Raw genomic sequence first — 12,575 nt, forward strand, 5'->3', positions numbered from 1 at the left:
TAAAATCAAGAGAGTGCTTGGCTTTTTGCTTGTCGCGTCGCTTTTAAAACAACAATAAAACCACTTAATGTAAATAACACCATCATCACTCCCATATTGAGTGATGCAGACCAAATAAGGAAGTTAAGAAGTACGCCACCCAATAAACCGCAAGCAAATTGCATACTGCCCATAATTGCACTAGCGGTTCCTGCACGAGCACCTTGCTTTGACATGGCTAGAGCCATGGCATTTGGTCCAGTTAAACCAATTCCTGAAATCGCTAAAAACAGTCCTAACATTACTAGCCATAAAGGTGCTGCAGAAATTAAACCAGCAATCAATACAATACTTGCACCTGTCACCTGTACCATTGAACCGGCTTTTAAACGCTTAGTAATTTCAACACGTGTAGTTAAGTGCTTATTTAAAGATGACATTAACATAATGCCAAAAGCATTCAGTCCAAATACATAAGCAAACTCTTGTTGATTTAGCCCATACTGATCCATAAAAACGGCGGGAGCTGAGCTGATATAACAAAATAGCGCTGCACCTGTTAAACATCCTGCAAACATAGGCAAACGGAAGCTCGCATCTTTGAAAATAGCACCATATAAGGTAGCCACTTGATATAGAGATAATTTGAGCCTCTTATCAGTTGCCAAAGTTTCTTTAAAAAAGAAATGTACACATAGCCAACAGATTGCGCCCACAATTGAAAGCGCAATAAAAATCGCTTGCCACGGAAACCAGATTAAAATCCAGGCCCCAATCATAGGTGCCAAAATAGGCGCTAAACCCATTACAATCATCATGCTAGAAAAAGCTTGTGCCGAACCTTGTACATCTAACCGATCGCGTATAGCAGCACGAGCCATAACCACACCTACACAACCACCTAAAGCTTGTAAAATACGGGCAGCTATTAGACTCCATTCATTTGTAGCGAGCACGCAAAACAAGCTTGCGACTGCATAAAGCGCAAGCCCAAAATAAAGAGGCTTTTTTCGACCGATACGGTCGCTTAAAGGACCATATACCAGTTGTCCAATGGCTAAACCAAAAAAATAAGCTGGCAATGTATTTGCTACCATTTGCGTACTCACCCCAAAATCATGGGCCATTTGAGGCAACGCAGGTAAGTACATATCAATGGATAATGGCCCTAAAGCCGTGAGTAAAGCGAGCAACATAATCCAGCCAATAGAATATTGACGCTGGGCTGTTTGTTCAGACATAACGATATTTCATTTTTCAATCATTTGCATACAGACAAGCTTACACTGTCTATCGTATGATTTGTGCAACATTGGTGTAGAAATACGCAAATCCTTTATCACTCAGGTTGATCAGCAAGGACTTCATTTGAAATCTTGGTTTAAACGCCTAAAAAGAGCGACTTATAACACATCATTTATGTATAACGTGCGGATGCTGATTGCCTTTTCAGGAACTGCGTTCGTGCCTTATTTTCTAGGCCATCAATTAGCAACAATTCCCCTCACTTTAGGTGTGGTCGCAGCTGGTTTAAGTGATATTGATGATCGCTTTTCAGTGCGAATCATGAATTTGATTTACACCTATATTGGTTTCTTCATTACTGCCGCTTCCGTGCAATTACTTTTCCCTTATCCAATGCTTTTTGCACTAGGGTTGATTGCCTCTTGTATTGGTTGGATTCTACTCGGGTCACTAGGCCGCCGTTACGCGACAATCTCTTATGGATGTCTGGTTGTTTCGGTTTATACCATGTTGGGGGTTCATTTATTTGACCAATGGTATATTCAGCCAGCGCTTTTAGTTGCGGGAGCAGCATGGTACGGACTTATTGCAACCATTAGCTTTTTATTATTTCCTGTTCGCCAACTTCAAGACAAACTAGCAGCCTCTTATGGTTCGTTAGGTGACTTCCTATTTGCCAAATCCAATTTATTTGATGTTGATATGACTCCTGCCAGTTATCAGCAAAGCATGATTGATCTTTCATTAGAAAATGGCAAATTGATTACTATTTTTAATGATCTTAATACCGCCCTTTTAACCCGCTTAAAAGGTGACCGAGGACAAAAAGACACTCGCCGTAGCCTACATTATTATTTTGTCGCACAAGATATTCATGAACGTGCAGACTCTGCTCATATCGACTATCAAAAGTTAGCAAAGATTTTTCAGCACAGTGATATTTTATTCAGATTTCAGCGTATTTTGGCGGTTCAGGGTAAAGCCTGCCAAGAGTTGAATGAATGTATTTTACAACGCAAACCATATATCCATAACAAACGTTTTAAACAGAGTTTTGAGAACTTACGCTTATCTTTAGAAAAATTAAGAAAAGATCAACAGTATGACTTGTTATGGGTAAATGCTCTTTTTGCCTTATACCGAAACTTAAAGTCTATTGACTCACAATTACTCAACTTAGAAACGGAACAGCATATTCAGTCAGACAAAGTAAAGCAGGCTGAAAACCAACTCAAAGATGATGATTTAAAAGGTTGGAATGATATTGTTGTACGAATAAAACAAAATCTAACCCCTGAATCTGTACTGTTTCGTCATGCCATTCGAGTTTCGATTGTTCTTTTTATTGGATATGTATTTATTCAAACCACCCGAATCGAATATGGCTACTGGATTATGTTGACAGCATTATTCGTTAGCCAACCTAACTTTAACGCGACCAAACGTCGCTTACGTTTACGTATAGTTGGGACATTAGTCGGAATTATTGTCGGACTAAGCGTGGTATTCCTCGTACCTTCCGTAGAAGGACAATTAGTCATGCTGGTCTTAAGCGGCGTACTATTTTTCGAGTTACGCAGTAAGCAATATGCTCAAGCAACCGCTTTCATCACAATTTTGGCATTAATTAACTTTAACTTAGATGGCTCGGCAGTCGCTGCGGCTATTCCTAGATTTGTAGATACCCTAATTGGATGTGCTTTAGCGTGGTTTGGTGTCACCTTTATTTGGCCTGACTGGAAATTCCGTCGTCTACCGCGCAGCATTCGACGCTCTTTAAAAGCACAATGTAATTATTTAGCGGAAGTGGTAAAGCAATACCATGAAGGTCATAACCATGCGCTCAATTATCGTATTGTTCGCCGCGCTGCTCATAATACCGATGCTGAAGTCGCCTCGCTTATTTCAACATTAGCGACAGAGCCTGACTTTGATCCTACTCGCAAGTCAGATATATTTGAATTTTTATGCCTTAATCATACATTTTTAAGTTATATCGCAGCACTTGGAGCGCATAGAGAAAAGATTCAGGATCAAGCGGTTCTTAACGTTTTAGATCAAGCATTAGACGATATACAAGGAGCGCTGTTAAGAGATGAAATGCCTGATTTGACAGCACAAAATATGCTTAAGACGATACGTCAGCGTTTAAGCCAAAATGATGAAGATGACCAGAAATCACTCATTATTTTACAGCAGTTATCACTGATGCTAAGTGTTTTGAATCGATTTAGTATGTTGAAACAACGCCTAAGTCATGATCTAGATAATGATGCCAGCGAACTTGCATCATTATAAATTTGAGTCGGAATTTAGTATGAAATTGGCATAATATCCTTTCCTGAATTATGCCAATTAATGCTAAACTTAAAACAGTTTACAATTTGTTATTTGCACTATGACCGCGAAAACTTTATATGCTTATACGCTTCAGCCAGTTCCTTACGAGGTTACAGAAGCTGAACAACGTAATGCACAACTTCTTATCTGGCGCAGCACCAATAAAATCAGCACAAAAATCTGGGCAATTATGGGCGTAATTTTAGCCCTTGCGATTTTAGGTCTTATTTTTATTAAGAACTATTCTACAGTGATTTGCTGGGTAGCCATTGTTGGTGTAGTACTTTATTACCTTGGCCGCACATATGGTTTGGAATGGTACGTTAAGCGTAAGATGAATGAGTTTCCTGTACAGGAAATCAAAGGTATTCGCTTAGGTGTACAACCTCACGGTATCGTAATGCGCCAGCAAATGGGATTACAAGAAGGCGTTGGGACCATTGGATGGAAAAACATCTATGAATGGTACAACACCCCTGACTTTATTTTAGTTAACTTTAAAGTAAAAGATCCTAAGGGCCAAGAACAGCAAGGTGCGTATATCTTGCCTAAACGCATGGACTCTAAAAACTTTTCTTTCAATACAATTCGTAAGCATTTGAAAGAAACTGTAGGTGAACCGAAAACTTTATAATTTCACCCCATTAAAAAGCCTCCGTTATAGGAGGTTTTTTATTAAGCTAAAAATAAATGATAATGAAAATTAATATTATCTCCAAAATCCATATTATCTACGCAATCTTCGGCTATACTTCGTTACAAGATCTCCATCATATTTACATTTTCGACCATGTTTAAAAAGTTTTTATTTCAAATTCATTGGTTTCTGGGTATTAGTGCTGGCCTCATCTTATCTATTATGGGTGTTACAGGCGCAATTTATTCTTATGATCAACAAATTTTAAAATGGGTAAATACAGATAGTTATGTTGTTCAAGCAGAAAGCACTCCTAAGCTTACCCCTGCTCAACTTTACCAACATTTCGTAACAACCCAGCCAGAAATTAAAATTAATAGTATTACGATTGCCAAAGACCCTACCGCCTCCTCTGTTGTCAATATTGAAAAAGAAGGCGAACGACGTGGCTACAATATGATGGTCAACCCTTACACAGCACAGGTATTGCCTGATGTTAAAGGTCGCGAGTTACTTTTATTAATACAACAAATTCACCGAAACTTAACTGCTGGTGAATTCGGTAAACAAATTACCGGCGCTTGTGCCTTAATGCTCATCTATTTTGTTTTGAGCGGATTATATTTACGTTGGCCAAAGAAGCACTCTGCACGTCAATGGCTTGCCGTTAAACCCAAACTTAAAGGTCGAAATTTTATTTGGGATTTACACGCTGTTGTAGGTACTTGGGTTATTGTTTTTTATCTTCTTTTTGCATGTACAGGTCTATATTGGTCATATGACTGGTGGCGTAGCGGTATGTTCAAAGTATTAGGTGTAGAACAACCTAAAATGCAAGGACATGGCGGAGCTGGACGCAATAAAGACAAATCTTCTGAAACTAAATTAGATAGCACTCAGCTGATTACTGCCCTCAACCAAACCTGGAGCGGTTTTAATAATCAAGTTGGACGTGACTATTCAACTTTAACAGTAAACTTACCGAAAAAAGACGATGGAAAAGTTGAATTAAGTTTTGTAGATGCAATGCCACAACACGAGCGTGCACGTAACCAAGCTGTCTATAACTATAAAACTGCCAATATTGAAAAGATGGAGCTTTATGAAGATAAAAAGCTTAATCAAAAAATCATGAGCAGCATGTTACCTGTACATCGTGGCAGCTTTTTTGGACCAGTCTATCAATTTGTAGCAATGCTTGCGTCTTTAGCCATGCCATTATTCTTTGTTACCGGTTGGATGCTTTATCTAAAACGCCGTAAACAGAAAAAATTGACACAGGCAGCTCGTCAGTCTTTAGCTGGTCACTACATTGATGAAAATGCGAAACCTTGGTTAATTACTTATGCCACCCAAACAGGAGTTGCAGAGCAACTTGCGTGGAGTACCGCAACCAGCTTACAAGAAGCACATCAGCCTGTTCAGGTTAAATCTATACAGCAGTTAACTGAAGCGGATTTACAGGAACATGAACAAATTCTTTTTGTGATCAGTACTTATGGTACTGGAGAGGCACCAGACTTAGCTTCTAATTTTGCAAAAAAGCTATTAAAAACAAAATTAGAGCTTCAGCATCTCAGATATGCCGTATTAGCCTTAGGTTCAAAAGAATATCCTGATACATATTGTAGTTTTGGTCACACTGTAGATGGATGGCTTAAAAACAATGGTGCAAAAGCTTACTTCGATACTATCGAGGTAGATAATGCAAATCCAACACATATTCAAAACTGGAATCAAGCTCTTGTAAAAGCAACTAAACTAGAGTTGCATGCCGTTAATCTTGAAAAAGTGTTTGATAATTGGACATTACAACAACGTGACTTGCTCAACCCAAATAGTCTAGGGCAACCAGCTTACAATATTGAACTTACAGCAAATCATGAAGCTATATGGCAAGCTGGAGACATTGCTGAAATACAACCGGGTAATAGCCCTGAACGTATTAATGAGTTTTTACAACACCATCATATTCTTAGAAATGCAGTGGTAGACTCGCTACAAATCTCCATTGAAAAAGCGCTTTGGAATAAAAATTTAACGGGTGAGATTGAACCGTTTGCTAATCTGGACCACTTATTAGAACAACTCCCTACTCTACCAACACGAGAATATTCAATTGCTAGTATCCCTTCTCAGCAAGTGCTTCGTTTGGTTGTTCGCCAGCAAACCGATGAATCTGGTCATTTAGGGTTAGGATCTGGCTGGCTGACTCAATACACAGAAATTAATCAGAGTATTGCATTACGTATTCGCACCAATGAGTCTTTTCACTTGATCGATGATAATCGTCCAATTATCTGTATTGGTAATGGAACGGGAATCGCGGGTTTAATGAGTTTACTTCATACGCGAACTCGTCATAACTATACTGAAAACTGGCTAATTTTCGGTGAACGCCAACGCGCTCATGATTTCTTCTATGCATCAACCATTGAAGCTTGGCAAACAATGGGAATGTTAAAACGACTTGATTTGGCATTCTCACGGGATCAAGAGCAACGTGTTTATGTTCAAGATATCATTCGACAAAATGCAGTTGAATTGGCCAACTGGATTGAACGCGGCGCAGTTCTTTATGTTTGCGGAAGCATTGAAGGAATGGCTAGCGGAGTAGATCAAGCACTGATTGATATTTTAGGTGAAGAACAAGTTGATGAGCTAAGACAACAAGGTCGTTATCGCCGTGATGTTTATTAAACATCAATAAATAATAAAGCCGAGTAATAGCCGAAAAGCTTTACTCGGCTTTTTATTGCGATCAGCATTGAATTTGGAATGATTTTGCATACACTGTCTGCAATTTAAATCGCAACTCTAAACACAATGCAAGTCAGTAAGTGGATTCGGATTTTCTTGGCCATCATTGGTTCGATTTTATTTTTGGACGGCTTATTTCTAGCTTTCCTAAATAAAATTCATGTAGGCACAATTGTTCCTTTAATCTTAGGGGCATTTTTCTGCCTCTATGCCTTATTTTATTATCATCTGGAACGTTTTTTCTTTTATCACTATCGCCTGCATTCAATTTGGCGTTTCGGATGGTTATGTTTCTGGATCTGGTTGATTGGCTTAGGCTATTTTTTTAGTTTTATTAAAGATAATAAAGATACAGGCCAAAATATTCCCGCGGTGAAAGCAATCATTGTTTTAGGTAGTGGTGTAGAAAATGGACAGCCTTCAGCCATTCTTGCAAAACGCCTTGATACGGCAGCCCCTGTTGCCCTTTCACAACCTCAAGCGAAAGTTGTTTTAACAGGTGGTTTAGACTTTTCAGAGAAAGAACCCGAAGCATTAGTTATGTCTCATTACCTTGAACAGCACTTTCACATAGCCAAAGAAAGAATGATTCTTGAAGATAAAAGTACAAGTACTGAACTTAACCTTAAAAACAGTAAACCATTACTTGAGCAAGCTCATATTAGTATTGATCAACCTATTGCAATTGTTACAAGTGACTTTCATACCCCAAGAGCTGCAGCTATTGCAAAGAAACAAGGCTATACCCATATTTATACAGTTGCTGCCGAAACTCCTTTAGTCAGTCGCTATAACGCTTGGCTGCGTGAATACTTTGCGTACGCGAGTGGCTGGATTCTAAACGAGTATTAATCTTGGTTCAGAAAGCTGCTATTGCTTTACGGTATGGCAGCTTTCATTAAACGAGAGAGTAATCACAATTTAAAGTAATAAATCTGAACTTAAAAAATTAAGAAAGAGAAAGAGAAAGAGAAAGAGAAAGAGAAAGAGAAGTTTTGACCAACAATAGCAAAGATAAAATAGATAGGAAATATAAATAGCAGAAATGCAAAAAACACTAAATAAATTAGTGCATATAATTTTTTAAATTTGAAAAATCATGGTGGGCGCTGACGGGATCGAACCGCCGACATTCTGCTTGTAAGGCAGACGCTCTACCAACTGAGCTAAGCGCCCTGATTGAAAAAGACAACAACCGAAGTCTTTATACATTACATCCTCTAGATCAGGGAATCAAGAGAATGGCGCAGCGGACGGGGCTCGAACCCGCGACCCCCGGCGTGACAGGCCGGTATTCTAACCAACTGAACTACCGCTGCACTTGCAATACTTTAAAAATAAAGTATGGTCACAAATTATGGTGGGCGCTGACGGGATCGAACCGCCGACATTCTGCTTGTAAGGCAGACGCTCTACCAACTGAGCTAAGCGCCCTGCAAAAGCGTTTTATAAAAGTGGCGCAGCGGACGGGGCTCGAACCCGCGACCCCCGGCGTGACAGGCCGGTATTCTAACCAACTGAACTACCGCTGCACTTTCACAATATCGCAATTGTGGGGTAAACGATGTTAAGTCTTAAGTGGCGCAGCGGACGGGGCTCGAACCCGCGACCCCCGGCGTGACAGGCCGGTATTCTAACCAACTGAACTACCGCTGCACTTGAGAGCTTAACGTAAAGGCTTGGTGGGCGCTGACGGGATCGAACCGCCGACATTCTGCTTGTAAGGCAGACGCTCTACCAACTGAGCTAAGCGCCCTTAACGTCTTCATCGTTTGTGAGGTGCATTATAGAGAATCTTTAACAGGTGTCAAACGCTTTTCGAAAACTTTTCAAAAAAATGCGAATGAATGATTAAAAATAAGTCATTATTAAGTAAAAAACAATTTTTTGTATTTTATTTAAGCACTTATTTTAATATTTTGATCATTCGGCTAATTAAACAATAATCTTTAAAATCCCATTTTAGGTTAAAGATTGTTCAGACAAATAGACAAGCGCATCTTCAGAGACTAAATCAAACAATTCAATAATTTCTTCATTACGCATTCGAATGCACCCATGTGACATTGGAACCCCCATCGGTTCTTTATCAGGTGTACCATGAATATAAATATAACGTTGCATAGTGTCGTGGCCTTCGCCTTTATTAAAGCCCTCTTCTAGACCATCTAGCCAAAGAATGCGTGACAATATCCAATCTCGCTCAGGAAATTGTGCGGCTAATTCACTGCTATAGACTTCACCTGTAGGTTGTCGTGCAATAAAAACTGCGTTTTTGGGAGATTGCATACCAAATTTTTTGGCAACCCGATGCCATCCACGTGGGGTTTTCCCCGTATTTTCCTGTTCCCCAATTCCATTCTTACCCGTAGAAACCACATAAAACTTATTATGTTTAGGGAGGCTTAAAGTTTGATTTGCTAAATCGATAAGAATATCTGCATCTTCAAGTTTAAATTGGGACATCGAATTTCTTCTCTTATATCAACTCAACTATTTTGAGCTTTAATAAAAATTAATGGAAAACTTGTCATACGTCACAAGTAAAAGATTATCAATCTTCTTTTATCCACGCGCGGCTTCACCGCTTGTCTTGAGCCAAAAATAAAAGATTATCAATCTTTTATTTTTGGCTCAGGGCGTAGCCATAACCAAATTGCAACAACGAGCATGGTAGTATCAGTGAAAACTTTCACCCAAAATGGTGCAGAAGTAAACAGCATTAAAATACCGCTTGCGGTCATCATAATACTGGCAATCCACTTCGCTTTACGCGGTACTGTGCCATTTGCTCGCCAGTCACGTAGAGTTGGTCCATATTTTGGATGATTTAACAACCATGCATCCATTTGAGGCCATCCCTTTGAGGCAGCCCAAGCAGCCAGAATAAGAAACACTGTTGTCGGCATGCCTGGTAAAATTGCTCCAATAATACCAAGCGTGATAAAAATCACGACCAGAGTTCGCCAAAACAATGTTCGCATATATAAACCTTAAGCTATTGTTGATCGTAGTATAAAGTGTTTTTCTGGTATTGTTTTGTTGATCGACCATGAAATTGGGATGAATTATTTCGAGTACTAAACGTATGAATATTGCCTCAGTTAAGACATCCTATTTTGAACCATGGTTACAGTTCAACCACCCAATGGTAAGACAATTAGCATTTACCATTGCTAGTCCTAATTTACTTTGCCAACTTCCCCAAAGCCTTTCTATTCGGCATAGTTTTCAATTACATTCTGACCAGACTTGGAAACAACATTTTCAAAATTATTTACCACGTTTATACCAGCTTGATGAGACGCCTGAGCCTTTACTCCAATTTATGTCTCGCCTTAAAAGTACACGTTTAGGTTTACGTTTTGAGAATTTACTTTGGTTTTGGTTACAGGAAGATCAATACCATTCTTATCAGTTATTAGGCCATAGCATTCAAAAAATTGAGGGTGCAAGAACTTTAGGTGAACTCGATTTCTTAATTTTAAATAAAGAAACACAACAAGTTGAACACTGGGAAGTTGCTCTAAAATATTACTTGGGTGAAGGTCAGTTAAATTTAGAACAATGGATTGGCTTAAATAGAGAAGATACTTTGAGCAAAAAGCTGTATCACTTTACCGATAAGCAGTTCCAATTTTCAGAAGCTTTAGATTTTAAGGTACAACAGCGTTTTGCTGTTTTAAAAGGTCAGCTCTACCTACCTTTGAATTTAGGCAAAAAACAATCCATACCCAATTGGGTAAATTCAACACGTCGACTCGGATACTGGGGCACAACTATTCCTGACTCTAAATTTTATCGCCTAGAAAGACATGAATGGCTTTGTCCTAATAGACAAGCAAGTTCAAACGCTGCTTATTGGTGGACAGATGGCTTATATTGTAAGAACAACGAAGATACACAGTTTTATATGTTTAGACGTCCTCCTCTACTAAGCCTAGCACTTGTTAACAACGAAAAAATGCCACTTTACAAGTAGGTATGGACTTCTAGAAACAATTTATAACGTTTTTACTATTAAATAGTCATGTTTCTTTTTACGTTTGTTTTTTAATCTAAATTTACTTCATTATTAAATTTAAACGGAGAAAATGATGAAAAAAGTTTTAGTCGCGTCTGTAATGATTGCATTTGTATTAACTGGCTGTAATACGTTCAAGGGTTTTGGTAAAGATGTCTCTAAAGCTGGTGATGCTGTAAGTAATACCGCACAAAAAACTGAGAATAAAATGTAAGTTATGCACAGCTTCGAAAAACCTTATCACTTCGATAAGGTTTTTTTATTTTTAAATACCCAACCTTCAGAGATTCGCCTATTATATCGGACTATATTTCCCCTACTCAGCATGCAATTTCCGGTATGAACCACTCAGACACTCTCTCGCTTAGCTTAGAACTTTTACAACAGCCTTCTGTTACTCCTGTTGACCATACTTGCCAAACTATTATGGCTGATCGTCTAGCCAAAGCTGGCTTTCATATTGAACCAATGCGTTTTGGGGACGTTGACAATTTATGGGCTCGACGCGGCACTGAAGGTCCTGTGTTTTGTTTTGCCGGACATACCGATGTTGTTCCAACAGGTCGTCTAGATGCATGGAATTCAGACCCATTTGCACCAGAAATTCGTGATGGCAAACTTTATGGTCGTGGTTCAGCTGATATGAAAACTGCGTTGGCTGCGATGGTGGTTGCATCTGAACGTTTCGTAGCAAAGCATCCAAACCATAAAGGGTCAATTGCTTTTTTAATTACTTCAGATGAAGAAGGCCCTGCTGTTAACGGTACAGTTAAAGTTATTGAAACACTTGAAGAGCGTAATGAAAAAATTACATGGTGTTTGGTCGGTGAACCATCAAGTACAAGTAAATTAGGTGATATTGTTAAAAATGGCCGCCGTGGTTCTTTAAATGGCGTACTACATGTTCACGGTAAGCAAGGTCATGTGGCTTATCCTCACTTAGCTCGCAATCCCATTCATGAAGCTTCAGCTGCCTTAGCAGAGTTATGCCAAACTGTTTGGGACAATGGAAATGAATACTTTCCTGCAACTTCATTCCAAATTTCAAATATTCATTCAGGTACTGGTGCAACCAACGTCATTCCAGGTACCTTAGAAGTTACTTTTAACTTCCGTTATTCAACAGAAGTTACAGCTGAGCAGCTTAAACAGCGTGTTCATGAAATTTTAGATAAACATGGTTTGCAATATGAGATTGACTGGAACTTATCTGGTTTGCCATTTTTGACACCAGTAGGTGAATTAGTTAATGCTGCTCAGACTGCTATTCTAAATGTGACTGGTACTGAGACTGAGCTATCTACTAGTGGTGGTACATCTGACGGACGTTTTATTGCACCAACAGGTGCACAAGTTTTAGAACTAGGTGTTCTAAATGCAACTATCCATCAAATTAATGAACATGTAGATGTACATGATCTTGATCCTTTAACTGATATTTATGAGCAAATTTTAGAAAACTTACTTGCTTAAAAGCTTAAAGATCATTGATCTATATAAAAAGCATCCTCTTTAGGGTGCTTTTTTATTATTTTTAATTATGAATATGCATTTGAAAATTCTGAAATATAATTCGTGGTTATTAAATTA

General features: G+C 38.8%; 10 protein-coding genes and 6 tRNA genes. 7 read left to right on the top strand and 9 right to left on the bottom strand.

Annotated elements, in window-relative coordinates; translation table 11 throughout:
- Positions 1–5: 5 nt before the first annotated feature.
- Positions 6–1,220 (bottom strand): multidrug effflux MFS transporter, encoded by a 1,215-nt coding sequence (locus ABLC00_RS15215; RefSeq protein ID WP_004885395.1) that lies wholly within the window; start codon positions 1,218–1,220, stop codon positions 6–8.
- Positions 1,221–1,347: 127 nt separating this feature from the next.
- On the opposite strand from ABLC00_RS15215, the gene yccS reads away from it, so the two are divergent.
- From yccS to ABLC00_RS15235, 4 genes are all read left to right on the top strand, one after another.
- Positions 1,348–3,522 (top strand): YccS family putative transporter, encoded by a 2,175-nt coding sequence (gene yccS / locus ABLC00_RS15220; RefSeq protein ID WP_348941036.1) that lies wholly within the window; start codon positions 1,348–1,350, stop codon positions 3,520–3,522.
- Positions 3,523–3,622: 100 nt separating this feature from the next.
- Positions 3,623–4,198 carry an SdpI family protein gene (locus ABLC00_RS15225; protein ID WP_002051565.1) on the top strand — a complete coding sequence of 192 codons (576 nt, stop codon included), beginning with the start codon at positions 3,623–3,625 and terminating at the stop codon, positions 4,196–4,198.
- A gap of 156 nt (positions 4,199–4,354) precedes the next feature.
- The gene (locus ABLC00_RS15230) at positions 4,355–6,901 is read left to right on the top strand and encodes a PepSY domain-containing protein (RefSeq protein WP_033846602.1); all 2,547 of its coding nucleotides are present in this window, start codon (positions 4,355–4,357) and stop codon (positions 6,899–6,901) included.
- 126 nt (positions 6,902–7,027) lie between these two features.
- Positions 7,028–7,813 (top strand): YdcF family protein, encoded by a 786-nt coding sequence (locus ABLC00_RS15235; RefSeq protein WP_004885389.1) that lies wholly within the window; start codon positions 7,028–7,030, stop codon positions 7,811–7,813.
- 248 nt (positions 7,814–8,061) lie between these two features.
- Here the strand turns inward: ABLC00_RS15235 and ABLC00_RS15240 are convergent.
- From ABLC00_RS15240 to ABLC00_RS15275, 8 genes are all read right to left on the bottom strand, one after another.
- Positions 8,062–8,137: transfer RNA gene (locus tag ABLC00_RS15240), tRNA-Val, on the bottom strand.
- Between the two features lie 66 nt (positions 8,138–8,203).
- Positions 8,204–8,280 (bottom strand) — tRNA-Asp (locus ABLC00_RS15245).
- A gap of 39 nt (positions 8,281–8,319) precedes the next feature.
- Positions 8,320–8,395 (bottom strand) — tRNA-Val (locus ABLC00_RS15250).
- A 21-nt stretch (positions 8,396–8,416) separates the two neighbouring features.
- Positions 8,417–8,493: transfer RNA gene (locus ABLC00_RS15255), tRNA-Asp, on the bottom strand.
- Between the two features lie 47 nt (positions 8,494–8,540).
- Positions 8,541–8,617 (bottom strand) — tRNA-Asp (locus tag ABLC00_RS15260).
- A gap of 24 nt (positions 8,618–8,641) precedes the next feature.
- Positions 8,642–8,717 (bottom strand) — tRNA-Val (locus ABLC00_RS15265).
- 206 nt (positions 8,718–8,923) lie between these two features.
- Entirely contained in the window at positions 8,924–9,427 is a 504-nt protein-coding gene (elsL, locus tag ABLC00_RS15270) for a cell wall-recycling L,D-carboxypeptidase ElsL (RefSeq protein WP_000077301.1), read from the bottom strand.
- Between the two features lie 149 nt (positions 9,428–9,576).
- Positions 9,577–9,945 carry a YbaN family protein gene (locus tag ABLC00_RS15275; RefSeq protein WP_004885387.1) on the bottom strand — a complete coding sequence of 123 codons (369 nt, stop codon included), beginning with the start codon at positions 9,943–9,945 and terminating at the stop codon, positions 9,577–9,579.
- Between the two features lie 104 nt (positions 9,946–10,049).
- On the opposite strand from ABLC00_RS15275, the gene ABLC00_RS15280 reads away from it, so the two are divergent.
- From ABLC00_RS15280 to dapE, 3 genes are all read left to right on the top strand, one after another.
- The gene (locus ABLC00_RS15280) at positions 10,050–10,943 is read left to right on the top strand and encodes a DUF1853 family protein (protein WP_004885386.1); all 894 of its coding nucleotides are present in this window, start codon (positions 10,050–10,052) and stop codon (positions 10,941–10,943) included.
- Between the two features lie 112 nt (positions 10,944–11,055).
- Positions 11,056–11,199 (top strand): entericidin A/B family lipoprotein, encoded by a 144-nt coding sequence (locus ABLC00_RS15285; RefSeq protein WP_002051109.1) that lies wholly within the window; start codon positions 11,056–11,058, stop codon positions 11,197–11,199.
- Positions 11,200–11,324: 125 nt separating this feature from the next.
- Entirely contained in the window at positions 11,325–12,458 is a 1,134-nt protein-coding gene (dapE, locus tag ABLC00_RS15290) for a succinyl-diaminopimelate desuccinylase (RefSeq protein ID WP_004885383.1), read from the top strand.
- Positions 12,459–12,575 lie beyond the last annotated feature (117 nt).

Origin of the sequence: Acinetobacter nosocomialis (assembly GCF_041021905.1) — a bacterium.
GTDB lineage: Bacteria > Pseudomonadota > Gammaproteobacteria > Pseudomonadales > Moraxellaceae > Acinetobacter > Acinetobacter nosocomialis.

What these genes read in the sequence shown, in the direction of transcription:
- ABLC00_RS15215 (WP_004885395.1), bottom strand. Translation starts at nt 1,220, where the DNA reads ATGTCTGAACAAACAGCCCAGCGTCAATATTCTATTGGCTGGATTATG.
- ABLC00_RS15225 (WP_002051565.1), top strand. Translation starts at nt 3,623, where the DNA reads ATGACCGCGAAAACTTTATATGCTTATACGCTTCAGCCAGTTCCTTAC.
- ABLC00_RS15230 (WP_033846602.1), top strand. Translation starts at nt 4,355, where the DNA reads ATGTTTAAAAAGTTTTTATTTCAAATTCATTGGTTTCTGGGTATTAGT.
- ABLC00_RS15235 (WP_004885389.1), top strand. Translation starts at nt 7,028, where the DNA reads ATGCAAGTCAGTAAGTGGATTCGGATTTTCTTGGCCATCATTGGTTCG.
- elsL (WP_000077301.1), bottom strand. Translation starts at nt 9,427, where the DNA reads ATGTCCCAATTTAAACTTGAAGATGCAGATATTCTTATCGATTTAGCA.
- ABLC00_RS15275 (WP_004885387.1), bottom strand. Translation starts at nt 9,945, where the DNA reads ATGCGAACATTGTTTTGGCGAACTCTGGTCGTGATTTTTATCACGCTT.
- ABLC00_RS15280 (WP_004885386.1), top strand. Translation starts at nt 10,050, where the DNA reads ATGAATATTGCCTCAGTTAAGACATCCTATTTTGAACCATGGTTACAG.
- ABLC00_RS15285 (WP_002051109.1), top strand. Translation starts at nt 11,056, where the DNA reads ATGATGAAAAAAGTTTTAGTCGCGTCTGTAATGATTGCATTTGTATTA.
- dapE (WP_004885383.1), top strand. Translation starts at nt 11,325, where the DNA reads ATGAACCACTCAGACACTCTCTCGCTTAGCTTAGAACTTTTACAACAG.